The 25,134-nt window shown below is 33.9% G+C and carries 21 protein-coding genes and 1 riboswitch; of the genes, 5 read left to right on the top strand and 16 right to left on the bottom strand.

All coding sequences use genetic code 11. The features are described 5' to 3' along the window. Nucleotides 1-18 precede the first annotated feature (18 nt). From RBG61_RS00955 to uxaC, 3 genes are read right to left on the bottom strand one after another with little or no spacing between them, the layout of a single operon-like run. Nucleotides 19-849, bottom strand: a complete 831-nt coding sequence (locus RBG61_RS00955; RefSeq protein ID WP_307944750.1) for an SDR family oxidoreductase — start codon at nt 847-849, stop codon at nt 19-21. After that, nucleotides 836-1,879 carry a mannonate dehydratase gene (gene uxuA, locus RBG61_RS00950; protein WP_307944748.1) on the bottom strand — a complete coding sequence of 348 codons (1,044 nt, stop codon included), beginning with the start codon at nt 1,877-1,879 and terminating at the stop codon, nt 836-838. The genes RBG61_RS00955 and uxuA overlap by 14 nt, the downstream gene beginning before the upstream one ends. Nucleotides 1,880-1,882: 3 nt before the next feature. Then, entirely contained in the window at nt 1,883-3,247 is a 1,365-nt protein-coding gene (gene uxaC, locus RBG61_RS00945) for a glucuronate isomerase (protein WP_307944746.1), read from the bottom strand. 141 nt (nt 3,248-3,388) lie between these two features. Between uxaC and RBG61_RS00940 the strand changes: the two genes are divergently transcribed. Then, nucleotides 3,389-4,261: an AraC family transcriptional regulator gene (locus RBG61_RS00940; protein ID WP_307944744.1), complete on the top strand. Its 873-nt coding sequence runs from the start codon at nt 3,389-3,391 to the stop codon at nt 4,259-4,261. 133 nt (nt 4,262-4,394) lie between these two features. On the opposite strand, the gene thiD is transcribed toward RBG61_RS00940, so the two are convergent. The 5 genes from thiD to cytX all read right to left on the bottom strand — a co-directional run bounded on the left by thiD (nt 4,395) and on the right by cytX (nt 8,565). Then, nucleotides 4,395-5,174: a bifunctional hydroxymethylpyrimidine kinase/phosphomethylpyrimidine kinase gene (gene thiD / locus RBG61_RS00935; RefSeq protein WP_307944742.1), complete on the bottom strand. Its 780-nt coding sequence runs from the start codon at nt 5,172-5,174 to the stop codon at nt 4,395-4,397. 21 nt (nt 5,175-5,195) lie between these two features. Further along, nucleotides 5,196-5,834, bottom strand: a complete 639-nt coding sequence (gene thiE, locus RBG61_RS00930; RefSeq protein ID WP_307944739.1) for a thiamine phosphate synthase — start codon at nt 5,832-5,834, stop codon at nt 5,196-5,198. Next, nucleotides 5,831-6,649, bottom strand: a complete 819-nt coding sequence (thiM, locus tag RBG61_RS00925) for a hydroxyethylthiazole kinase (RefSeq protein ID WP_307944738.1) — start codon at nt 6,647-6,649, stop codon at nt 5,831-5,833. Before thiM ends, thiE begins: the two co-directional genes overlap by 4 nt. Then, nucleotides 6,606-7,166, bottom strand: coding sequence for an energy coupling factor transporter S component ThiW (thiW, locus tag RBG61_RS00920; protein ID WP_307944736.1), 561 nt, complete (start codon nt 7,164-7,166; stop codon nt 6,606-6,608). The genes thiM and thiW overlap by 44 nt, the downstream gene beginning before the upstream one ends. Nucleotides 7,167-7,392: 226 nt before the next feature. After that, complete coding sequence (gene cytX / locus RBG61_RS00915; RefSeq protein ID WP_307944734.1) at nt 7,393-8,565, bottom strand: putative hydroxymethylpyrimidine transporter CytX; 1,173 nt, start codon at nt 8,563-8,565, stop codon at nt 7,393-7,395. A 74-nt stretch (nt 8,566-8,639) separates the two neighbouring features. Further along, nucleotides 8,640-8,745: riboswitch (TPP riboswitch) on the bottom strand. Nucleotides 8,746-8,951: 206 nt separating this feature from the next. On the opposite strand from cytX, the gene gltX reads away from it, so the two are divergent. The 4 genes from gltX (at nt 8,952) to RBG61_RS00895 (ending at nt 15,495) form a co-directional block, all read left to right on the top strand. Next, nucleotides 8,952-10,409: a glutamate--tRNA ligase gene (gene gltX, locus RBG61_RS00910; protein ID WP_307944733.1), complete on the top strand. Its 1,458-nt coding sequence runs from the start codon at nt 8,952-8,954 to the stop codon at nt 10,407-10,409. 276 nt (nt 10,410-10,685) lie between these two features. Further along, the gene (locus RBG61_RS00905) at nt 10,686-12,995 is read left to right on the top strand and encodes a SpoIIE family protein phosphatase (RefSeq protein ID WP_307944731.1); all 2,310 of its coding nucleotides are present in this window, start codon (nt 10,686-10,688) and stop codon (nt 12,993-12,995) included. Nucleotides 12,996-13,403: 408 nt separating this feature from the next. Beyond that, the gene (locus tag RBG61_RS00900) at nt 13,404-14,831 is read left to right on the top strand and encodes an NCS2 family permease (protein ID WP_307944730.1); all 1,428 of its coding nucleotides are present in this window, start codon (nt 13,404-13,406) and stop codon (nt 14,829-14,831) included. Between the two features lie 100 nt (nt 14,832-14,931). Continuing rightward, on the top strand, nt 14,932-15,495 hold the full coding sequence (locus RBG61_RS00895; protein WP_307944728.1) for a phosphoribosyltransferase family protein: 564 nt from the start codon (nt 14,932-14,934) through the stop codon (nt 15,493-15,495). Between the two features lie 60 nt (nt 15,496-15,555). On the opposite strand, the gene RBG61_RS00890 is transcribed toward RBG61_RS00895, so the two are convergent. From RBG61_RS00890 to prfB, 8 genes are all read right to left on the bottom strand, one after another. Then, nucleotides 15,556-16,302, bottom strand: coding sequence for a hypothetical protein (locus RBG61_RS00890; RefSeq protein WP_307944726.1), 747 nt, complete (start codon nt 16,300-16,302; stop codon nt 15,556-15,558). A gap of 172 nt (nt 16,303-16,474) precedes the next feature. Further along, nucleotides 16,475-17,857, bottom strand: coding sequence for an ROK family protein (locus RBG61_RS00885; protein ID WP_307944724.1), 1,383 nt, complete (start codon nt 17,855-17,857; stop codon nt 16,475-16,477). A 123-nt stretch (nt 17,858-17,980) separates the two neighbouring features. Beyond that, nucleotides 17,981-19,204 (bottom strand): GNAT family N-acetyltransferase, encoded by a 1,224-nt coding sequence (locus RBG61_RS00880; RefSeq protein WP_307944723.1) that lies wholly within the window; start codon nt 19,202-19,204, stop codon nt 17,981-17,983. A 20-nt stretch (nt 19,205-19,224) separates the two neighbouring features. Further along, nucleotides 19,225-20,241: a rod shape-determining protein gene (locus RBG61_RS00875; RefSeq protein ID WP_307944721.1), complete on the bottom strand. Its 1,017-nt coding sequence runs from the start codon at nt 20,239-20,241 to the stop codon at nt 19,225-19,227. Between the two features lie 160 nt (nt 20,242-20,401). Continuing rightward, complete coding sequence (locus tag RBG61_RS00870; RefSeq protein ID WP_307944719.1) at nt 20,402-21,100, bottom strand: ComF family protein; 699 nt, start codon at nt 21,098-21,100, stop codon at nt 20,402-20,404. Between the two features lie 13 nt (nt 21,101-21,113). Then, nucleotides 21,114-23,327: an ATP-dependent RecD-like DNA helicase gene (locus RBG61_RS00865; RefSeq protein WP_307944718.1), complete on the bottom strand. Its 2,214-nt coding sequence runs from the start codon at nt 23,325-23,327 to the stop codon at nt 21,114-21,116. Between the two features lie 27 nt (nt 23,328-23,354). Continuing rightward, nucleotides 23,355-23,678 (bottom strand): hypothetical protein, encoded by a 324-nt coding sequence (locus tag RBG61_RS00860; RefSeq protein ID WP_307944716.1) that lies wholly within the window; start codon nt 23,676-23,678, stop codon nt 23,355-23,357. Between the two features lie 112 nt (nt 23,679-23,790). Then, complete coding sequence (prfB, locus tag RBG61_RS00855; RefSeq protein WP_307944715.1) at nt 23,791-24,903, bottom strand: peptide chain release factor 2; 1,113 nt, start codon at nt 24,901-24,903, stop codon at nt 23,791-23,793. Between the last annotated feature and the right edge of the window lie 231 nt (nt 24,904-25,134).

Below are 25,134 nucleotides of genomic sequence, written 5' to 3'. Positions count from 1 at the left end.
ACATACAACGGCTCGTTGCTACACACCTGAATATGCAGAAAATCCACCATCTACTGGGACTACAATTCCTGTTACAAAACTAGATGCTTCTTCATTTACAAGCCACTCTAGTGTTCCAAGTAACTCTTCTGGCTTTCCAAAACGTGCCATTGGAGTATGTGCTAATATTTTATGGGTTCTTGCAGTTGGATTTCCGTTTTCATCAAATAACAATGCTTTATTTTGATTCGTTACAAAGAATCCTGGTGCAATTGCATTTACTCGTATATTTTGGTTTGCAAAATGTACTGCTAACCATTGTGTGAAGTTCGATACAGCGGCTTTTGCGCCACTGTATGCTGGAATTTTAGTCAGAGGCTTCAACGCATTCATAGAAGAAATATTAATAATATTTCCTTTGTTGTTTTCAATAAAGTCTTTGGTAAATACTTGTGTTGGAAGTAATGTGCCTAGAAAGTTTAAATTAAACACAAACTCAATTCCTTTTGGGTCTAAATCAAAGAAGGAAGTTAAGTTTTCATCTTGCATATCATCTTTTAAAAAATACTCACTAGAGGTTGTTCCTTTCGGATTGTTGCCTCCTGCACCATTAATTAAAATATCACAAGTCCCAAACTCTTGTTTTACAATTTCATGTGCTTTTTCTAAGCTTTCTTTTTCTAATACATTCGCTTCTACTGCAATTGCCTTTCCGCCTTTTTTGTTTATCTCATCTGCAACTTTTTGTGCCGCAGTTACATTTAAATCTAGTAACGCAACATTCATTCCTTTTTGAGCTAAATCAAAAGCAAAGGTAGAGCATAATACTCCAGCAGCACCAGTAATAACAACTGTTTTATTTGTTTGCATGTTTTTCAATTCCTTCCCATAAGCCAGTTAAATAAGTAGCACCTAATGCACGGTCATATAATCCATAACCATAACGACCTGTTTCTCCCCAAATCATTCTTCCGTGATCAGGGCGTATGTAGCCATCAAATCCACTTTCTTGCAATGCCTCTACAATTCCGTACATATCCAATGAACCACATTCTGTTGGATGTGCACTTTCTTCAAAGCAACGCTCACCTGTAATTTTGATATTTCTTAAGTGTGCAAAATGAATACGATTACCAAATTTATGAATCATTGCAACTAAATCATTTTCAACACTAGCTCCCAATGAGCCTGTGCAGAAGGTTAAGCCATTCGCTTTGAAGTCCACTAGCTTTAAAAAACGCTCTAGATTTTTTTCATTTGTAATTACTCTAGGTAATCCGAAAATACCCCATGGTGGATCATCCGGATGAATCGCCATACTGATTCCACTTTCCTCTGCTACTGGAATGATTGCTTTTAAAAAGATTTCTAGGTTACGCCATAATTGCTCTTCATCAACAGTTTTATATTGCTTTAATAACTCTCTTAATCCCTCTTTAGTATAGCTCTCATCCCATCCTGGTAATGATAATTCACTTGTAAGTGGATTCATAGAAAGTACAGTTTTTTCATCATACGCCAATGCATTTGATCCATCTGGTAATATCCGTTCTAACTCGCTACGAAGCCAATCGAATACGGGCATAAAGTTATAACAAATGACCTTAACGCCTGCTCGACCTAATCTACGAATATTTTCGCAATAGTTTTCTATGTACTTCTTTGCATTTTGATTTCCTAATTTAATATCCTCATGAACAGGAACACTTTCAACCACTTCAAAAGCCAATCCATTTTGATTTGCTTTTTCTTTTAGTGCTTGAATTTTGTCTTCGCCCCATACTTCACCAACAGGAACATCATAAATTGCGGACACAATTCCGCTCATCTTTGGAATTTGCCTAATCTTTTGCAAGGTAACGGGATCATTCTCTCCGTACCAACGAAATGTCATCTTCATAAGTTAATCCCCTATTTTATTTTTTATGTTCTCATAACAGATTCGACGAATGAGTATTTCTGCATTTTCATCATCTGCAAACTCACCTTTTTCAATCCAATCCCCAACAATATTGCATAAAATTCTTCTAAAATAATCATGTCGAGCATAAGAGAGAAAACTTCTACTATCCGTTAACATTCCTAAGAATGTCGCTAAATGTGATGTTTGGGCAAAGAGTTTGATTTGTTTTTCAATTCCGCTCTTATGATCTTGGAACCACCAAGCTGTTCCCATTCTTACATTGCGAAAGCTTCCTGAAATTGTGGAAAGTGTATCATACATTGCAGTATTCAGTGTATATACAATTGTTTCTGGCATAGCTCCATTTTCGTTCATTGCATCAAACAGTGCTGCCATTTGATCTTGGGAAATACTATCACCAACGCAATCCCCACCACAATCGACTCCGACTGAGCGATATAAAGCACTATTCACATTTCGCTTTGCAGCTAAATGGAGTTGCATGATTAAGTTGCGCTTTTGATACTCAGAAGCCAAGAACACAAATATATAAAATAGAAATTGGTTATACTCCATCTCTGTGGTTGGCTCTCCATTTATTGCTTTTTGAAAAGCGATATCGGCTTGTTGCTTTGTTCCCATGCATGTTGGAAACATTGGAATACCAACATCGGTAAATTTACAACCCATTTTACAAAAAAAATCCAATCTATTTTGAATTGCTTGTTCTAATGTATCAATGTTTATAACATCAATATTTGTAATCTTGGAAAGCTTTTTTATGTAATCGAGATACCCCTCTTTTTGAATTAATAATAAATTGTCTGTGCGAAACGAAGGTGCTACTGTGACATCAAAAGTATTATCTTGCTTTAATTTCTCATGGTAGTCTAGCGAATCAATTACATCATCCGTTGTTCCGATATAAGCTACATTTGATTGTTGTATTAACTTTCTTGGTGAAAGTTGTTTTTCTCTTATGACTTGATTTGCTTTTTGATGGATTTCTTCTGCAGTAGATTCATTTAATGGTGTATCGATTCCAAAGTATTGGGATAACTCCATCTTACACCAATGATACAATGGACTTCCTGCAGCAAGACCCACGCATCTTGCAAATGCATAAAACTTTTCTTGATAAGATGCTTTTCCGGTAACGTAGTATTCATTTATATCAAATGCACGCATCAATCTCCATATATAATGATCTGCCCCAAGCCACATTTCTCCAATATCAGCAAAAGGTTTATCTTCGTAGATTTCTTTCGGCGAAAGATGACAATGATAATCAATAATTGGTAAGTCTTTCGCTGTTTGATAGAGTCGTTTTGCTGTTTCATTTTCTAAAAACAATTGTTTTATCATAATAAAGAACTCCTCTTTTGTTTCAGTTCATCGTTTTGTCTCTATACCCGTATCATACCAATAAATATATTCAAATAATATAATATAATTTGCTTGTAACATAGTAAATATTGCGGTATTATAGCTGTGAGGGGTGATTGTATGAAATCTATAAAAAATGAAATCTCGGTTTTCAATCCGACTCATATGAACATGATTTCTGATACGTTTGAAATTTATCATTATAGACAACCATATTTTAAAGCACTTGATTTTCATAACCATGATTTCTATGAGTTTTATATATTTTTAGATGGAATTGTAACTTATTATATCGAAGAAAAAGTATATGATCTTTGCGCTGGAGATATTTTAGTAATTCCACCCGGAAAAATGCACCGACCAGTTATTGCTGATCCAAACGCTTTATATGAACGAATTGTTTTGTGGGTAAACCCATCCTATATTCAGTCAATTGATGATGAAAAACAAACGCTCACCACAACACTACATACAATTGAGGCAAATAAACAATATCTCATCCCAATTCCATCTGTTGATTTTGATTTTATTACGACAATGTTACATCGGTTGATTCATTTAAGCACTACAAACGAAGACTCAATACTTGTTAAAAACGCCTATCTTGTTTTGTTATTAGATCATATTCATACCCAATTACTTTCTGCTGCCCCTTTTAAAGCAGAAGATATTGAATATGATACAATTCCTGAAATCATCTATTATATAAACGAACATCTATGTGAAAAGCTAACGCTAGACGACATTAGCAATCGCTTTTTTATCAGTAAGTACCATCTTATCCGTAAATTTAAAGCTTATACCAATGCAACCGTTTATGATTACATTATTGCAAAAAGAATTGTACTCGCAAAAAAACTATTGCGTGAAGGGGTGTCTGCAACAGAGGCTTGTATGCAATGTGGATTTACCGATTACTCGAATTTTTATAAATCATTTCAAATGAAATCCGGCATGACACCCGCAGAGTTTAAAGGAACTATTGGAAAATAAAAACAAGTCGTTGATAAATGGTTCACACTATCTTGTATGAACAGCATGAGATTTCCGATTTATGAATATAACCATATAAAAAACTGCACACATTATCTTGATTTTACTCAAAATAATGTGTGCAATTCATTTTTTATAACCAATAAGTATGATCCAATGGACCACTTCCATGCCCAATATCAAAGTGGGTTTTTAAAGCACCTGTAACATATTCTTTTGCTTTTTGTATACTTTCTTCAATGCTCAATCCATTTGCTAAATTACACGCAATGGCTGAAGATAGTGTACAACCTGTACCATGGGTATTCGGATTATCAACCCGCTCAGATATAAACCATGTAGGTTTGCCTTGATAATATAATAAATCATTTGCAGTGGAGGTTAAGTGACCTCCCTTAATCAATACCGAACAATTTATTTGAAAATTGATTTTTTCTGCTGCTCGAATCATATCATCCTCACTGTTAATAGTAAAACCGCATATTGTTTCCGCCTCGGGTATATTTGGCGTAATTACCGTTCCTATCGGCAGTAACTTGGTTACCAAAGCGTTTACTGCATCGTCTGAAAGCAATTTGCTTCCGCTTGTAGATACCATAACCGGATCTACGACAATATTTTCAGCTTGATATTGATTCAGTTTATCTACAATGACTTTGATAATATCTTTATTAAATACCATGCCAATCTTTACAGCATCGGGACGAATATCTTGAAAAATGCAATCCAATTGCTGCGAAACAAATTCAGGCGTTATTTCAAATACGCCATATACTCCTGTTGTATTTTGAGCTGTTAGTGCTGTCATGGCACTCATTGCATACATTTTATGAGCTGTGATAGTCTTAATATCTGCTTGAACACCTGCTCCGCCACTACAATCTGTACCCGCAATCGTTAATACTTTTTTCATGATATCTCTCCTTTTGTATTTTTATCTATTGTTATTCTTAATTCCCGTTATCATATCTTTTAATTGTATTGCAGATTGTTTCGGGTTATCCGATTTCATAATTGCAGATACAACTGCAACTCCATCCATAGGACTGTTATTTAAAATCGTTACGTTTTCACTATTCAATCCGCCAATTGCAACAATAGGAATCGGAACTGATTTACATATTGCATTTAAGGTCGCAACTTCAGTTATCTGTGTTTTTACTTTCGTAGTTGTAGGAAAAATTGCGCCTACCCCTAGATAATCTGCACCATCCTCATATGCCTGTTGTGCTGCTAAAACTGTCTTTGCAGTAACACCAACTATCTTATTTGCTCCTAATAGTTTTCGAGCATATTTTACAGGAATATCGCTTGCCCCTACATGAACTCCTGTAGCATCTATTGCCATTGCAATATCTATTCTGTCATCTATAATGAGAGGAATATTATATTTGTCAGAAATTATTTTTACTTTTTGCGCAATATCTAAATATTCTTTTCCGCTCTTTTCTTTTTCACGCAACTGTAATAAAGTAATTCCACCCATACAAGCTTCCTCAATAATATGTAAAAAATGATCCTCTGTTTGATATGTACTATCTGTTACTAAATATAGCGTTAAATCAAATTTCATAACCTCACCTCAGTTAATTTCACTTTTTGTTTCCACTGTTCATCTGTCATTATACTTAGAAAATCTAGCAATCGAACATGAAAGCTTCCTGTTCCTTGTTGTGTTTCGGCTAGTTCTCCCGCAATACCTAACATAGTAGTTGCTAAAATAGTTGCCTCTATTGGTTCATTAGAAGATAGATAACAAGCAATTAACACATTTAACATACAGCCTGTCCCCGTAATACCCGACAGCATCTTTACTCCGTTTTCTACAAGATATGCATTACTTCCTAAAACAATTAAATCGGTTTCACCAGTTGCTAAAATAACAGCTCCTGTCTTTTGTGATAATTCCTGCATAATTTTCAAATTGTCTTTTATTGTAGCAACAGTAATCCTATCATCATTTCCAACATCAATTCCAATTGAATCAGCGGTTACACCAGCAATTGTTTTTATTTCAGACATATTTCCTTTAATAACAGTTGGTTTGTTCTCTTGAATAAACTGTTTGGCAAAACCTAACCGAAGCTTACTGCATCCAACACCCACAGCATCAAGTATAGATGGAATATAATTTTCATGTGCAACTTTACCTGAAATCATCATTGATTCCATTCTTACATCCGTTATGTTTCCAAGATTTACAGCTAGCGCCGCCGAATTCGCAGTTATTTCAGCAACTTCCTGTGGATGCTCAGCCATTATTGGTTTTGCACCCACTGCTAAAACTGCATTTGCACAATCGTTTATTGAAATAGGGTTTGTTATGCAATGAATAAGAGGGCTATTATTTATCACTTGGCTTTTTATACTTTGCATTCGGTTTATCATATACTTTTTCCCCCAGACTCATTTGAAATTTAGCAAGTAGTCCATTTCTGCTCAATGCTTTTAAGAAAATAAAGGCTATCGTACCTCCAATAAGTGTTGCTCCAACAAACATCGGCACATAGAAAAACCATGTCAATCCGGATCTACCAACTAAAAATGCCATAACCGGATAAGATACAATTGCCCCAATTACACCTGTTCCGAATATTTCTCCAACAACAGCACAGATAATTTTACCTTTTGAAAGTCGATAAAACACTCCAGATAGAAAAGCTCCAAATATTGCTCCAGTTAATGCAAGAGGTGGTATCCCCATAAACATCATACGTATGATCCCAATCATGACAGCGCATAATAATGAATACCAAGGTCCAAGCAGAACGGAACATACAATATTGATTAAATGTGCCATAGGACACATCCCCTCAATACGAAGCAATGGCGAAATAACGACTCCAATAGCAACAAGTGAAGCCAAAACAATTGATTTGAATAAAGCTGTTTTTTTAGTTAACATAGATAACCCTTCCTTTACATTGATATATCTTTATTTTTCTTGAAAAGGTTATTTATGTATAGAATATAGCAATAGTTTCCCTACGACAAGAAAAATAAAAATATTTATTTTTTGTCGGTCGAAGTTCTATTACTTCCTCTCATTCCGAAACACGGACTCCCATCGCTATATAAAAACTTTTACATAAAATACAGGGCGCTCCCCCCTATTTCATTACAGATAAAAGTTATTTTCTTTTTACTAAACTGCATTTATTTACAATTACACATACCAATACAACAATAATCATTACAGGAAGTGTATTACCTATAATGGTATCAATATGTAGAAACACACGATATATAATAAAGCCAAATAGCCAAATAATTAGGTTTTTTAGGCTTAAAGCTTTCCCACAATAATCTTTCTTTAAAATAAAATAATCAGTAATAATAATTGCAATCATTGGTGCAAATACAGAACCAATTAAATATAAAAAATCTTCTAATTTAGTTATTGGAGTAAAGATTGCCAAAAATGTACCAAGCCCACAAACAACAACAGCCACCCATTTTTCATTCAGTTTTTTTGAAATACTAACCGAACTTACACCCGCAGAGTATGCATCTAAAAATGTTGTAGTAACTGTAGAAAATACAACAATCAAAATACCCGTAATTCCCAGCCCTGCTCCCATAAGAATTTTGGCAATATCATTTTCGCCCGTAAAAATTGCAGCACCCATACCGATGATATACATCCAGCAGCTCGTGAAAAAATATACAACAGCACTTGTTAAAGTAGAGCCTTTTTTTGATTTGCCATAACGGGTATAGTCAGAAATAAGTGGTAACCATGAAAGTGGCATAGCAACAGATAGCTCTACTGCCGCACCAAAACTAATATTTCCTTTCAACGATGATGTTAAATCGCCTTGAAAAATCACAACACTTAATACTATTGTTAATACAAATAAAACGCCCATAGCAATTATATTGAGTTTGTTTAAATTTTTAATACCAACCAAAATCCATATAATAATAAGCAATCCAATAATGATACTCCAAGCCCATTGTCCGCCTATATTAGCAATGGAATGTGCAGCTGCTGCTCCGCTAACAATCATAACTGCTGTCCAGCCAACAAGCTGCAACACATTTAGAGATGAAAAAAGCAGTGAGCCTTTTTCACCAAATGACATTTTAACAGTCTCCATAGAACTTTTTTCCGTATATGCACCAATTAGCCCAGCAAAATACAAAAGTACACAACCAATGAAATGGCCTAGTAAAATTGCACATAGCCCTTTGCCGAATCCTAAAGGAGCAATCAATGTACCTGTTAGTATTTCAGCTATGGAAACCGCTGCGCCGAACCAAATAAGTCCGTTTGAAAATAATGATGTTTTTGTCTCGTTCAAAATGAAATCTCCTTTTCTTTATTCGGAGAATGCAAAAAAGCGGAAAATACCGAATTGGCATTTCCCGCTCATTAAAGCAATAAATAATCACTTCCTACGTTGGCATTATCCAAATCAGGTTTAAGGGTCGAAGTTGATTACTTCCTCTCAGCCTGCTCACAAGCTCCCCTGCACAATATTAAATTTTGTGTCTTAAGTATACATCAGTACATATTATTTGTCAAGCGTATGATATGCAACTAATAAACAATTTAACGAGTTATATAATGTTACAGCGTATTTTATCAGCTTTTTATAAGAATAATTGTATGCTTTGCTTGACAAATTATATATAAAACGTTACTATTAATAACATATGTAATTTATATAAGAATGGAGATATCAAAATGACTTTTGATAAGGTAAGAACAAGATTTGCACCTAGTCCAACCGGATATATGCACGTTGGTAATTTACGTACTGCATTATATGCATATCTACTTGCAAAGAAAAACAATGGTACTTTTATTTTAAGAATCGAGGATACTGACCGTGAACGTTACGTTGAAGGCGCAGTTGATATTATTTATAATACATTAAGAAAAACCGGTTTAATTTGGGATGAAGGTCCTGATATTGGTGGCCCAGTTGGACCATATGTACAAAGCGAGAGAATGGGCATGTTTAAAAAATATGCATTGCAATTAGTTGAGAGTGGTCATGCTTACTATTGTTTTTGTGACAAAGAAAGACTAGAAGAAGTTAGAACAATTCAACAAGCTTCCGGAATTTCCCCTCGTTATGACGGACATTGCAGAAATTTATCACCTGAAGAAATTAAAGAAAAATTAGACGCTGGCGTTCCATACGTTATTCGTCAAAAAATGCCAACAGAAGGTACCACTTCTTTTGATGACGAAGTATTTGGCACAATTACTGTTGAAAACTCAACTTTAGACGATCAAATTCTTATTAAGACTGATGGTATGCCAACATATAACTTTGCAAACGTTGTAGATGACCACACAATGGGTATTACTCACGTTATCCGTGGTAACGAATACCTTTCTTCTACACCTAAATATAATCTTCTATACGATGCGTTTGGATGGCAAAAGCCCGTTTATGTTCATTGCTCACCTGTTATGAAAAATCATACAGAAAAATTATCTAAGAGAAATGGCGATGCATCTTTTGAAGATTTAATTGCAAAGGGTTATTTAACAGAAGCAATTATTAACTATATTGCTTTATTAGGATGGAGCCCAAAAGGTGAAAATGAAGTATTTGAACTAAATGAGTTGATACAAGAATTCGATATTGATGGTATTTCTAAATCACCTGCTATTTTTGATACTGCAAAATTAACCGCAATAAACGGAGCATATATTAGAAAGCTAAGTATTGATGAATATTTAAGCTATGCAACTCCTTATATTCGTCAAACTTGCAAACGTGAAGATATTGATCTTGAAAAACTTGCTAAAATGTTACAGCCTCGTACCGAAATCTTTACTGATATTCCGGATCAAGTTGATTTTATTGACCAGATACCTGATTATTCAAACGAACTGTATTGTCATAAAAAAATGAAAACAAACGAAGAAAATTCTTTAGAAAGCTTAAAAGAAATTCTCCCTGTTTTAGAAGGTTTACAAGATTGGAACTTTGATAATATTCATAATTCATTATTCGCTCTTATCGAAAAATTAGGTGTGAAAAACGGTTTGATTTTATGGCCATTAAGAGTATGTTTATCTGGTAAACAATTCACTCCGGGCGGTGGAGTTGAATTAGCTGAACTTCTTGGTAAAGAAGAATCTATTCGACGCATTAAACACGGTATAGAACAATTATCCAAATAAATATTTCATCCCCAAACGACTCGTTTGGGGATGTTTCTTTGTACTATGCAGCTAAACCAAAATTTAGAACAAAACTTTTATACTTCATTCGATATATATATACAAAATCCACCCCTAATTTATTGGTTTTCATTGTTTTTATCATACATTCAACATTATAATTTTATATTTGACTGTATAACTTTGACAATATTTACCAACTATTTGATGTATAATAATTTTATGCTGCAAACGCATGAATAGTTGAAAGAAATGTTGGCAATGGAGGATGTATCAATGAAAGCAAAATCAATGGAAATTCCAAAAGCAAAACCGGATACCATGGTTATTTTAAAATCAGCAACAGTTGGACTTATCTCTTTTATTTTAGCAGCTGCTCGCCTTTTCGGAAGCATATCGCCATTCAGTATTGCTTTCGTTTGTAGCCTGCCAGCCAAATACCTGATTACTGGAGTTGTCGGCTCTGTTATTGGTTGTTTATTGTTTTCTTCCCCTACTTATACCATGTATTATATCATTGCAATATCTGTTATTTTTGTATTTAAGATATTATGGTTTAAATTCATAAAGGCTAAGCCTAAGCCAGTTTTACTTTGCTTGGTTAGCTTTTGTATCATGTCAATACTAGCTTTTTCATTTATTCAATTTAGCAAATCAGTATCATTAAATGCAATACTTATGTATCTTGAAGCACTATTGGCTGGCTCAATGACCTATTTTTATGCAGTAGGCAGCAATGTATTATTACGAAACCACACTTCCAAGTTTTTTTCCTATATTGAATTGAGTAGCATAACTATTTTATTGATTACTGTTATTTCAGCACTTGCAAATATTAGCTTATTCAACGTAAATATTGGTGTTATTTTAGGTGTTGTTCTTATTTACATCGCTATGAATCAATACGGAGTTGTTGGCGCAAGTATTGGTGCAATTGTTGTATCAATAGCTTTAAACTTATATTCCGTTGAAATGCTTGAGTTTTGCAGCATGTTAATTATCTCAAGCTTTTTAGCTGGTGTATTTGCTCCATTAAAGAAAATTGGACAAATTGCGGTTTTTATAGCTGTAAGCACTTTTTATATGATTTTGCTCGGTGCTCCGGTTTTATTAACCTATCGTTTAATCGAAACTTTTTTTGCAACCGCTATTTATATTCTACTCCCACAAAAAGCTTTTCATTTAATAAATCCTAATCACGAAGAAAAAAATACGCAAAATTCGGGAAATTCTCTATTTCAAAATTTTGTTCAAACTAAGCTTACTTTTGCATCTGATACAATTAAAGATCTTCAAAATGATCTCATTACAGTATCTAAAAAATTCACTGAAATTGATGAAAATAATATCTGTAGTGTTTATGATGCAGCTGCGGGAAAGGTTTGCAAAGGCTGTACTAGGATGCTTGGATGCTGGGATAACAATTATAGTGATACATTAAACTCATTTACTCCAATAAACGATATTTTAAAGATTGAAGGGACTGTAAGTAATGAACAAATGCCAACCTTCTTTCAAGAAAATTGCTGTAAGCTCGATAAACTGACAAATGCAATTAACGAAAATTATTATGCTTTTTCAATAAAGCAAGGGAAAAAACGCCATATTGCAGAGAGCCGTGAAATGGTTGTTGAGCAGTTTAACTCAATAGCTGATATGCTGTTAGAAGTAAGCGAAGAGCTCGGTGATATTAAAGGATATGACGATCACTTTTCTAAAATAGTTTCTAAAACATTTACTAAAATGGAATCCAAACCGGACCAAGTAATCTGTGTATTGGATCAATATGGGCATACTTGCATTGAAATATATGTACAAGAACCATTAAAAACATCACCAAAAGCAATTGCAGAAGCTATTAGCAATGTCACACAAAAGGATTTTGATTTACCTAGTATATCAAAAATAGGAGAAAAAATAAAAATAGCATTATTTGAAAAAGCTGCATATACCATTGATTTTTCGGCGCAACAATCCTGCTGTTATGACAATCCTGTTTGTGGTGATAGCTACGATTACTTTGTGGACTCAAAAGGTTATGCATATATGATTTTAAGCGACGGAATGGGCAACGGCAAACGTGCAGCAATTGATAGTGTTATGACTTGCTCTATTCTTTTAAAGTTAATTAAAGCCGGCTTTGGCTTAGAATCAGCCTTAAAGCTAATCAACTCTTCCCTACAAGTAAAATCTACTGATGAATCCCTTGCAACAATTGATATTGCAAAAATTGATTTATTTACGGGAAAGGTTGAATTTGTAAAAGCAGGCGGATGTCCTTCTTTTCTTTACATGAAAGGAGATTGTTATCAAATATCATCTAACTCCCTTCCTGTTGGTATTATACATGGAATTCAAAGTGATAAAAAAGCGACTATGATGAAAGAAAATGACATAATTGTTTTAGTTTCAGATGGAGTAATTGACGAAGGAACAGAGTGGCTAGAAGATGAAATAAGAAAATGTTCTCATATGCCTGCAAGAGAAATGAGTATTAAGTTAATACATGAAGCAAAACGTAGGATGTCTGCAGAACATCAAGATGATATTACAATAATGGTATCAAAATTAAAAAAAGGTGTATAAAATAATTATATTCATGATTTTACTCCGCTATAAAATTTCCTACGCCGAAAACGAAAGTATTTCGTTTACGGCATTTTTGTTTTTCTTAGTTTATTTGAAAAGTAACTTTAAATCCCAAAATTATAATTTAATGCACTAATTGAATTTTAATTCTACAAACCTATGATATTGTTTACTAATGAAATAAGATGTTTTATTATACAATATGCAATTATTTTTTTGTTTTCTTGCAAATTTATAATATATAATTAACAAAAATGTGCTTAATTCGTACTTTGCGTTGCAAATGCATGAATATTATGTTATATTATGAATTGTGATGACCGAAAATAGCATAATTTGCTATTCGGTTATTTATATTTTAAACAAGAGAAATTTTCTCTTGAATTATTTGAGGAGTTGAAAGGTTTGGAAAAGTTTTTTAAGTTAAAAGAAAATAACACCAAAATTTCTACCGAGATTATTGCTGGCTGTACCACGTTCTTTGCAATGGTTTACATCATTTTTGTAAACCCAGGAATGTTATCTATGACTGGTATGCCATACGGTGCAGTTTTCTTAGCAACAATCATTTCATCAGCAATTGGTACATTAATTATGGGTTTAGTTGCAAACGTACCATATGCTCAAGCACCTGGTATGGGGCTTAATGCATTATTCACGTTTACAGTATGCTTTGGCTTAGGTTTTAAATGGCAAGAAGCTTTAGCAATGGTATTTATTTGTGGTATCATCAATATTATCATTACTGTTACAAAAATTCGTAAATCAATTATTAAATCAATACCTGCTAGCTTACAACATGCTATTGGCGGTGGTATTGGTATTTTTATCGCCTACATTGGTGTTAAAAACTCTGGTTTCTTAAAATTCACTTCAGATCCAGGCAAAAACGTAGTATTAAAAGATGGTACTGTTATTGCCGATTCTAGTGCTGTTCCTGCATTAGTTGAATTTAACAAAGCTGCAATTTTGTTAGCTTTAATCGGTTTAGTATTAGTAATCGTTTTACTTGTTTTAAAAGTAAAAGGTGCTATTCTAATTTCTATTGCTGCTACAACACTAATTGGTATCCCTATGGGTGTTGTTAATCTATCTACAATAAGCTTAGGTGGATTCGGTAAAGCATTTACTGAACTAGGTGACACTTTCTGTGCTGCATTTGGTGCTCCTGGTCTTTTATCTTTATTCACCGATCCAGCTAAAATTCCTCTAGTATTAGTTACAATCTTCGCATTCAGTTTATCTGATACATTTGATACTATCGGTACATTCATTGGTACTGGCCGTAAAACCGGTATCTTTAGTGAAGAAGACGAAAAAGCTCTTGAAACAAATAGCGGATTCAAATCCAAAATGGACAAAGCATTATTTGCAGATGCTATCGCTACTTCAGTAGGTGCTATTTTCGGTACTTCAAACACTACTACATATGTTGAAAGTGCTGCTGGTATCGCTGCTGGTGGTCGTACAGGTTTAACAAGCGTTACAACTGCTGTATTATTCCTAGCTAGTGCATTTTTAGCTCCTATTGCTGGTATCGTTCCTGCTGCTGCTACTGCTCCTGTTCTAATCGTTGTTGGTATCATGATGGCAAGCTCACTAAAAGATATCAGATGGGATGACCTTGAAGAAGCTATTCCAGCTTTCTTTGCTGCAGTATTTATGGCATTCCTTTATAACATTTCTTACGGTATTGCATTTGGATTTATCTTCTATTGCATCGTTAAGATTTGCCGTGGTAAAGTTAAAGAAATTCACCCTATCTTAGGTGTGTCTACAATCTTATTTGTTTTAAACTTTGTAATGTTAGCAATCCTACCTTACATTAAGTAATAAAATTTATAATAATCAAAATATAAATACCACTTTGCATTTTTCAATGTGAAGTGGTATAATATTTTTGTTAACAATTAAATTATTTGGAGGCATTTCAATGGACAAGTCTTACCCTATTACTATTGCAGGAGTAAAACGTGATTTACCTTTATGCAAAGTATCCGATGAATTATATATCGGCGCTTTTGTCATTTTTGGTGACGTTGAACTTACAATGGCTTCTGCATCAGAATTATTAAAAATTGCTCCACAACATGATATTATGATTACTGCCGAATCCAAAGGCATTCCACTTTTATATGAAATGGCAAGACAAAGTGGTGAAAACAAATATCTAATTGCTAGAAAATCACCAAAACTTTATATGAAAAATGTTGTTTCAACAGAAGTTACTTCAATTACTACTGCAAAAAAACAAATGCTCTATATTGACAGCGATGATGTTGCATTAATGAAAGGAAAACGTGTTTTAATCATTGACGACGTTATCAGTACAGGTGAATCTTTAAGAGCTGTTGAAAAACTTGTAAAACAAGCTGGCGGTATTATTGCCGGTAAAATGGCTATTCTTGCTGAAGGTGATGCAAAATATCGTGATGATATTCAATATTTAGAATATCTACCTTTATTTAATGCAGACGGAACAGTAAAAGAAATTTAGTTTATACTTAAAATCCCTCTCTATTTTCATAGAGAGGGATTTTTTACAATCATGCTTACATTACTGTTTGGGGTTTACCCCTTGAAAATCCTTTAATACCCAATATCCATTTTGTCTTATTATTGTATATTCCAAATCACCATCTACCCACTTGTCATCATAACCAAGGCAGATTAAATCCTTCATATTTGCTCTAATTTCAATTGCATTTTCCTTTTGTGAGAGTACTTTAATCTTTGAACGATTTGCTTCTAAATGCCAATTTCCTCCCACTCCGCCAACTAAATCTTGACATTGATATAAATATCCATCATGTTCAATGATCCGATACCGAGCCGCTCTTAAAATATTTTGTTCACAATATTCTTTGCCCAATACACTTTCACAAATGGTTTGAAATTCTTCCCAAGTTTCAATATAAACTATTTTTTTCCATTTGTATATTTTATCGTCTGGAGTATAACCTGGCATATTCCATTTATCCTTTAAGTAGGATAAATCTTCACTTTTGGCCATAATGGACTTTGATTCATCTATCTCCATTGTTTCTGGTGATACTAAGAATGTACCGTTTATAAGGGATGCTTGTTTAAATATTTTTCTTGCTAGGATATCAATTTCTTCTGTCGAAAGTTGATCTCCGAGAACATCTGCATTAACTGCTTCAATGTAGGTGCTTTTTCCTATTCGAAAAGTAGTAGTCTTAAAATTTCTTGCCTTATCTAAGTCACACCCAAACAAGCTTATTAGGATTATTACTAATGTTAAGGAAAATAGGAAAATTGTTTTAAACTTGTTCTTCATCATTATGACCTACCTTCATTCTTTAAGCAATTAATATAATATTAAATTCTTGATTATCCCCTCGTCGCTTTTAGATGAATTTACTTATTCTCACATATAGCATATCATATATTACCAATAATTACAACAAAAAACCGTTCTGACATATGACAGAACGGTTTTTATAATACAATATTTATTTAACGATTTCAGGTAAGCTTGCAGCTGCAACAGATTGTCCAACACGTCTTGTTTTCTCATCCGGAGTTTCTGCTTTTGCGTTAACATGAGAATATTCATCAGCTAAAATTTCATTAGCGCGATTTAAAATAATATCTCCACCTTTACCAGACATTACGCGACCTAGCATTAAGATATGTTTTACATCGTAGAAGTTTGCATAATAGCCAAGTGCATGTCCTAGATAAACACCGATAGAATCAAATACTTTGATTGCACGAGGATCATCATTTTTCATTAACTCTTGAACAACTTTTAGCTTTTCAGCAGGAGTAGCATTTTCATCTAATTCGATGCCTGCTGGTTTAGCTAGTTTAATAACACCGTCTTGTGAGAAGTATTTAACACCACAACCGATATCGCCAGACCACTCGTCTTCCATAGCGTCAGGTTGAGCGTCAATTGGAGCAAAAGCAAGTTCATTTAACCAGCCAGTAATGTTATCGTCTTTATCAACGTAACCAACAGCTTCAGAAGTACCCATTGCAATACCTAGAACTTCACCTTCACCAATACCAATAGCACCAGCAAGAGCGGTAACGTCACCATCGTTTACAACTTCAATTGGAACATCGCCAATTTCTTTTGCAGCACGAATATAGATGTCTTTAACTTTTGCATCAAATTGATCACGTGGAACTTTTAAGAATAAAGAAGCAACCATTGTTCTGTTGTCAATATAAATACCAGCAGAAGATACACCGATTGCATCTACTCTTGGCATTTTAGAAGCAGCAGTTTTGAAAGATTCTAGGATACCATTGAAATGGTAATCTGGATCTTCTGTTACTTTAGGATGCCATACAACTTCTTCACTATATACACATTCGCCATCGATAACAGCGGAAACCTTGCGGTCACTTCCGCCAGCATCGAAACCAATACGACAACCGTCTAAATGTTTACCAATTGCTTTTGCTTTTTCGTTAGCAGCTGGTCTTTTTGCAGCATCTGCAATACATACAACTTCAAATGGTTTTTCATAAACTCTTTCCATAAAGTCAAAATCGAATGCACGTGCACCATCTTTGCTATATGTTTTTGCAACGTAGTTGTAAACAGCTTCGTCACCGCAGATATATACTTTAAATCCACCTTTAGCCCATAGTAAGAATTTTACCATTCTATCTACATAGTAGTTATCAGCGTCTTTCATTTCTTCTGTACCATGAATAAATGTATCATATACAGAAATTAAACCATTACTTCTTTCTACAGCGATAGAAAGAGGTTTTTTTGCTGTCTTTAAAAATTCTTTGTTAAACGCAGAAAGCGGAACAAATGTTGAATCTAGTACAGGAACATTTTTAATGTTCACTTCAATTCCATAAACCTTCATCGTGATTCTCCTTCAATAAAATTACTATTTGTAAACAAAACTTACGAAATTATTATATAACTTTTTGTACGAAAATGCAAGTAAAAAGTTATTTCCGAAAAAAGAAACAGAAACGATTATCAATTAAAAATAATCTGCGATAAAATTCAATTTTTTATAAAATACTTTTGATATTTTATCTAAACCTGCATTTATTTGCACTTGGTCTATATATTTCAATTCAGTTGGATTGTGAGTACCAATTAGCAAGCGTGAAAAATCGTTAATAGAAAATGCAATATCAAATGGTTTTTCTACGACTTCTACTGAGGTTGCTTCGCCATTTACAAATACAACTTCAAAAATGTGGTCGTTTTGCTTGATTTGGTTATCTGAAATTTTCATTACCAAAGAGCCACTACCTTGATATTTTGCGATTTCAAGTGCTTTTTTAACATTCACTACCCTAACCATACCATTTAAATAATTCTCACGTTTATATGAGTATAGTGCCCATTCTGGTATGTAGGATGTAATGTTAATATCAAGTGGTAATTTAAATACAACATGCTCATAATAAGCAGTAAAAGCAAGACAATGATTCATTAAGCCTTTAAAGCCATCCATATCGCTAAAATAGAAATTACGACATTGCATATTAAAATGATCATTCACTTTTTCTTTTGTGAATGACATTACACCTTTTGCAACGCCATTTTTATCTTTATATACATAAATATAATGCTTGTCCTTTGCCGGATTGCTTTCTTTTATTGCTGTGTAATCAATATCTTCCCGTTTACACATAAGATTATAGCCTTTTGCAAAATCATTGTATACTTTTTTAATATCTTCTAAATAACTTCCATGTTCTACTAAATAAACTTGACCATCTGCTTCAGGAAATCGTTGTATTGACTTTAAATTAATTGAATACTGAATTACTTCATTACAAAGCTCATATCCAAATTTTCTATAGTAAGCAGAACTAAATGGGTAGAGATATGAAAATGTAAAATCATTTTCATACATATCATTTAGTGCTGTTTCAAAACATTTACGAATACAACCATTTCGACGATATTGAGGCAATGTCGAAACAGCACCGATACCTGTCATTTTAACAATATTGTCATCAAATTGCACTGTGTATGGTTGAGCAGAAACGAAAGCCATCATATTGTTGCTATGATCAAATGCACCCCATTTTTCTTGCCAGTAAAGATCCCATCTGCTCTTAGGATTGCTGATTGCTTCTTCGTAAACTTCGCTAGGAGATTTTACATTATCCATATCAAATTCAAAAGCTATACAAAAAAGCTCGCTTGTACGTTTTAACTCATCTTCTTTAATTTTTCTTACTACCACCCTGTCACCCCACGTTAATCTTAAAATCTAGTATTTGTCTCAGTTGAAAAGCCCGTTTGCAATACATCAATAAAATTAAATGCTTTTCCTGTTCCAATTGAAACACATTCAATCGGGTTGTCTGCAATTCGAGTTTTTACATGAATCTTTTGCTCAATCAGTTCAGCTAGTCCACCTAATAACGCTCCTCCGCCAGTTAAGGTAATACCATATTCATAAATATCACTTACCAATTCAGGTGGCGTTTTTTCTAAAACAAAGCGAATGGATTCAACAATTGCCTCACCAAATGGAATTAAACATTCATAGATATCTCTTTGGCTTACTTCAATTTTTTGCGGATATACTGTAAGCAAATTACGACCTCTTACTTCTGTTTTGATGTCTTCTGATGGATTAAATACATTACCTATATCTTGCTTTACTTGGCAAGCCATCTTCTTGCCAATAGCTAACTTATATTTCATAGTAAAGTACTTAATAATGTCTTCATCTATTTTGTTACCTGCATATTTAAAAGATTTAGAAGCTACAATTCCCGATAAAGATATTACAGCTACATCTGTAGTACCACCGCCAATATCAACAATCAGCGTTCCTTTGGGTTTTGATATATCAATTCCTGCACCAATAGCAGCAGCAATCGGCTCTTCTATTAGATATACTTTTCTACCGCCGGAGTTGATGACTACTTCAACCAATGCACGTTTCTCAACATCAGTAATTGCAGATGGTACACATATGATAACACGATGCTTTACTAAAAAGTTATTACATGCTCTTTTCAAAAACTCTTTTATCATTACTTCTGTTAACATATGATCTGAAATAACACCGTCATTCAACGGAAATTCAGCTCGTATATGTCCCGGCGTTCTACCTAACATACGCAATGCTTCTTGACCAACAGCGATAACAGTATCATCAGTTGTGTTAATTGCTACAACAGCCGGCTCTCTTAGAATTTCACCTTCCGGCTCTTTATAGATAATTATTTTTGTTGTGCCTAAGTCGATTCCAATATCTAAGGCTCCCATACATCCGCCACGCTTCCTTCATATCGATATTTATATTTATTTTAAAAGACATCATTTTTCGATGTCATTGACGATATCAACTTCAATAACTCAAACTTCATACCGCCACTTTAATTTATAATAGTGCATTAAGAATGATTATATCATGTTTAGTATTATTTTACAATACTTCGCTGTCAATTCGTGTCTTACTAGCGGTTAATAAATATACTTTTTTTGCTTTGTTTTCTATCAAAATTTTACTGCAGCTATTCAAAGTAGCACCTGTCGTATAAACATCATCACACAACAAAATTGTTTTACCTGCAACTTGTTTTTCGTCTTCAACTGCAAATGCATTATTCAGATTCTTTTGTCTTTCAATAAAATTGATATCATGTTGCTTTTTGGTTTTTCTAACCTTTACTAATATGTTTTCATCATACGGTATTTTTGTATATTTACTAATCCATTTTGCCAATAAAGCAGCTTGATTATAACCACGTTTTACTTTATCACTATGATACATTGGAGCAGGTAAAATAAGGTCAATTTCATTGCAATAATCTTTTGATTGTAACGATTGTGACATATAAATTGCAAGTTTGCGTGCATTGAATCTGTTATGTTTGAATTTCATATCTTGAATTGCAATATCAACACCCAATTCATAATAAAATGGGCAGATCAGCTCAGTAAAAAAAGTTCCTTGGCATGTGCAATTTTTCTTACCGCAAGCAAGGCAAATGCCTTGGTGTGTAACTGGTGCATTTTCAGCGCAAATCTCACAAACTGTTTTATCATATTCTACAGGAGCATGACAAAACATACACTGGTTTGGAAGAAAAACATGAATAACTTTATCCAGCAAAATTTGCAATCAAACCACTTCCCTATTTTGTATCAAAAACCGCATTTTGAAGCATTGCCTTTAAGCCTGTATAACGTAACATACGTAAATTATTTTCAACCATATAAGCAATTCGATTTTTATTACCAATTAATATCAAAATACGTTTTGCTCTAGTAACTGCGGTATAAAGAAGATTTCTAAAATATAATTTATCATATCCACCCATAATTGGCACAATAATTGCTTCGAACTCGCTACCTTGACTCTTATGAACGGTAACGGCATATGCCAACTCAAGTTCAACTGCCATTTCAAAGGAATAGAAAGCTAAACGCATATCAAAATCCACAGCTAATGTTCCGGAGCCTTTATCAATCATTCGAATAATACCAATATCTCCATTGAAAATACCCATTCCAACTTCATTTTCTTTTTTCCACTCGATATCATAATTATTCTTAATTTGCATTACCTTATCTCCAACCCGAAAGGTATATAACCCACTTTTAAACTCCGATAGTTCCGGTTTAGGGGGATTCAACCGTTGCTGTAACTTTTTATTAAGCTCTACAACCCCAAGTTCACCTTTACGTTGTGGACATAACACTTGAATTTCATCAAACGGAGATAGGTTGTATGTATTTGGTAAACGATAAGAACATAAATCTAAAATCGTTTTAGCAGCTTTTGCGGAATCTGTTTCAGGCATAAAAAAGCAATCATTATCTTTTCTTGATAAATCAGGCATTTTCCCACTTACGATTGCATGGGCATTCGTTACGATTAAACTTTGAGCTGCTTGACGAAAAATATGCGTCAATTCAACCATTGGTATCGTATCACTTTCAATTAAATCCCTAAGAATATTTCCAGCACCAACAGATGGAAGCTGATGAAAGTCACCAACTAAAACCAACTTGCAGGTTGGTTTCATTCCACGTAGTAATGCATCAAATAGCATTGTATCGACCATTGACATTTCATCTATAATCACAACATCGCAATCAAGTGGGTTTTGCTCGTTATGAACAAATTCAAGCTTACCACTTTTTGCATAACCAACAGAAACTTCTAGTAATCGGTGAATCGTTTTTGCTTCACGTTCTGTTACTTCTGAAATACGTTTTGCTGCACGACCGGTTGGTGCTGCGATTGCAACCTTCTTACCTTGTTGTTCCAACACATTAATAATACCGTTTAAAGTTGTTGTTTTACCGGTACCCGGTCCACCCGTTAAAATAAATACATCATTTTTAACGGCTTGTTCAATTGCTCGCTTTTGCAGCGTTTCATATGAAATACCTTTTTCTTGCTCAATTAACTGAATGGTATTTTCAACATCTACAACTTGATTAGAATATAATTGGAGCATAAGCTGTAGTCTTGACACAATAAAGCTTTGTGCAAGATAAAACATAGGCAAAAAAATCAACTCTTTATTTGCTTGATAAGAATAAAGCGACTTTTCTTCCAACATGGTATCTAATACATCGATAATTTGATCAGAAGATAACCCTAACAAGCTTTTAGTTGCATGAATTAGCTTTTCCTTTGGTAAGCAAGTATGGCCGTTTTGTGTATTATAAGATAATACGTATTCCATACCTGCTGAAATACGTAATGGGCTATCCGTTGAAATGGAAACACTTTGCGCAATTTCATCAACCAAAGAAAAGTCAATATTAAATTCAAATGCAACCAAAACATATGGGTTTTGCTTTATTAAATCAAGAGCTAACACGCCCCATTTTTTATAGATTGCAACACTTTGCATTGCATTAATTTTATGAGCTGACAAGAATGACATCAACGCACGAATACCAAACACTTGTTTAAATTCTTCAGCCATTTTATCGGCTTTAACCTTTGTTATACCAGTTACTTCGGTAAGCTTATTAGGATCTTCCTCAATAATTTTAAAGGTATCTGTTCCGAACTTGTCCACAATTCTTCTAGCAGTGACCGGCCCAATACCTTTTACCACTCCGGAAGAAAGATATTTTGCTATTGCATTTGCTGTTGCGGGCAATCTTCGTTCGTATAATTGAACCTTAAACTGCATTCCATAGGTTTTATGGGTATCATAGTAACCCGTCAATTTCAGCTCTTCACCAACATCAACACCAAGCATTTGCCCAACAACGCAAATGAGTTCTTCTCCTATATTTAAGTCCAGCACAGTAAAGCCTGTTTCTTCATTAGAGAAAACAATGTTCTCCACGCTCCCACAAAGCTCAACATACTCTCTATTCATTCATAACGTCCTTTCAAGGCAATCATTTTATCTTACTGCCCCAATATAGTTGCAAAGCTCATTTTGCTTTACAATAGTGATACGATGATATTGATCATTCAAACGAGAAATGATGTTAGAATCCAATTCATCTATTCCCATATCTACAACAATTAATTTACCGTCAGTTTTTAACAATGCACCTCGAATCAGATATTCTACATCCTCAGTATTCACGGTTAACGGTAAAACAGATATTGTATGTGTTTCAGGCTTTTTGAAAAAAAACATCTCATAAATTGTACGAATAATTTCTATCGTTCCGATTATACTTGTTAACAAAATCATAAAAAACAATATGTAACTGCCCATTTCATACCACTCCTTTGCAAAATCAAAAGCATTTTGAAAATTCATCAATAACAAAACTTTCCGTTTACTTCATCATATGCGGTAGAAAATGAGCTGTTACAATTTGTAATCATTAGATTTCACCACGACTTTTTGCCTTTAAATAAGCATTGATAAAACCATCTAGATCGCCATCCATAACTGCATTCACGTTACCATTTTCAAAATTGGTACGATGATCTTTAACCAAGGTATATGGCATAAATACATAAGAACGGATTTGGGAGCCCCAAGCAATATCCTTTTGGTCACCCTTGATATCCTCAATTTTCTCCAAATGTTCTCTTTCTTTTATTTCAATAAGCTTTGATTTTAACATTTTCATTGCTACATCTCGATTTTGAAATTGACTTCGTTCATTTTGACAAGCACAAACAACGCCTGTTGGTATATGAGTAATTCGAACAGCAGAGTCGGTTGTATTAACGTGTTGTCCTCCTGCCCCACCGGAACGGAAAGTATCAATCTTTAAATCTTCAGGTCTAATGTTAATTTCTACACTATCGTCTATTTCAGGCATAACCTCCAATGAAGCAAATGATGTGTGACGGCGTCCTGAAGAATCAAACGGTGAAATACGAACCAAACGATGCACTCCTGATTCGGAACGTAAAAAGCCGTATGCATTTAATCCTTCTATTAAAACCGTTACACTCTTAATTCCTGCTTCTTCACCTGAAAGATAATCTAATGTTTTACATTTAAAGCCCTTGCGCTCAGCCCAGCGAGTATACATACGATAAAGCATTTCAACCCAATCTTGTGCCTCTGTTCCACCTGCGCCTGCATGGAAAGATAGAATTGCATTTTTAGCGTCATACTCACCTTTTAACAAGGTTTGCAATTTCATTGTTTCCAGTTCTTTTTTGAAATTTGAATAAGAATCTTTAATTTCTTGTTCAACCGTTTCATCGTCCTCTTCAATTGCCATATCAATTAAAACCAGTAAATCCTCAAACTGATTCTCCAACTTTTGATAAGAATGCAAAACAGCTTTTAATCGACTTGTTTTTTGTAAGACTTTTTGTGAGTTCTCCATATCATTCCAAAAATCAGGTTCGGCTGCTTGTTGTTCTAGTTTTTCAATTTCTATTACAGCATGGTCTAATCCTAATGCACTATATAGTTCTTCGAGTTGTGGACGAAGAGCGGCAAGTTCCAACTTAGTTTCATCGTAAAATAACATTTCGTTCATTCCTTATGTTTTAGTTTTTTTATCATTATTATAATTGGCAAAACGCACAATTATAAAACAAATTGTTTTTGTTGATAACGTAAAACATTATTGTTTTTATAAATAATATTATCATTTATATTATAAAGTAGATTGAATTTAATGTAAAGCGTTGTTTGACTATTCTTGCTAGGTGTAGTATGATGATAAAGTTATAATTACCATTGTTACATCAAGAAATGG

This window comes from Paludicola sp. MB14-C6 (genome assembly GCF_030908625.1).
GTDB lineage: Bacteria > Bacillota > Clostridia > Oscillospirales > Ruminococcaceae > Paludihabitans.
The sequence above is the reverse complement of the archived record's forward strand: the minus strand, read 5'-3'. Positions and strand labels throughout refer to the sequence as shown.

Bases quoted from the DNA above. Each gene is read 5' to 3' on its own strand.
- gltX (WP_307944733.1), top strand. From the start codon at position 8,952: ATGACTTTTGATAAGGTAAGAACAAGATTTGCACCTAGTCCAACCGGA.
- RBG61_RS00895 (WP_307944728.1), top strand. From the start codon at position 14,932: ATGGACAAGTCTTACCCTATTACTATTGCAGGAGTAAAACGTGATTTA.
- RBG61_RS00885 (WP_307944724.1), bottom strand. From the start codon at position 17,857: ATGAAGGTTTATGGAATTGAAGTGAACATTAAAAATGTTCCTGTACTA.
- thiW (WP_307944736.1), bottom strand. From the start codon at position 7,166: ATGTTAACTAAAAAAACAGCTTTATTCAAATCAATTGTTTTGGCTTCA.
- RBG61_RS00940 (WP_307944744.1), top strand. From the start codon at position 3,389: ATGAAATCTATAAAAAATGAAATCTCGGTTTTCAATCCGACTCATATG.
- RBG61_RS00955 (WP_307944750.1), bottom strand. From the start codon at position 849: ATGCAAACAAATAAAACAGTTGTTATTACTGGTGCTGCTGGAGTATTA.
- RBG61_RS00860 (WP_307944716.1), bottom strand. From the start codon at position 23,678: ATGGGCAGTTACATATTGTTTTTTATGATTTTGTTAACAAGTATAATC.
- thiM (WP_307944738.1), bottom strand. From the start codon at position 6,649: ATGATAAACCGAATGCAAAGTATAAAAAGCCAAGTGATAAATAATAGC.
- thiE (WP_307944739.1), bottom strand. From the start codon at position 5,834: ATGAAATTTGATTTAACGCTATATTTAGTAACAGATAGTACATATCAA.
- thiD (WP_307944742.1), bottom strand. From the start codon at position 5,174: ATGAAAAAAGTATTAACGATTGCGGGTACAGATTGTAGTGGCGGAGCA.
- RBG61_RS00865 (WP_307944718.1), bottom strand. From the start codon at position 23,327: ATGAATAGAGAGTATGTTGAGCTTTGTGGGAGCGTGGAGAACATTGTT.
- uxaC (WP_307944746.1), bottom strand. From the start codon at position 3,247: ATGATAAAACAATTGTTTTTAGAAAATGAAACAGCAAAACGACTCTAT.
- prfB (WP_307944715.1), bottom strand. From the start codon at position 24,903: ATGTTATTTTACGATGAAACTAAGTTGGAACTTGCCGCTCTTCGTCCA.
- uxuA (WP_307944748.1), bottom strand. From the start codon at position 1,879: ATGAAGATGACATTTCGTTGGTACGGAGAGAATGATCCCGTTACCTTG.
- RBG61_RS00905 (WP_307944731.1), top strand. From the start codon at position 10,686: ATGAAAGCAAAATCAATGGAAATTCCAAAAGCAAAACCGGATACCATG.
- RBG61_RS00875 (WP_307944721.1), bottom strand. From the start codon at position 20,241: ATGGGAGCCTTAGATATTGGAATCGACTTAGGCACAACAAAAATAATT.
- RBG61_RS00890 (WP_307944726.1), bottom strand. From the start codon at position 16,302: ATGATGAAGAACAAGTTTAAAACAATTTTCCTATTTTCCTTAACATTA.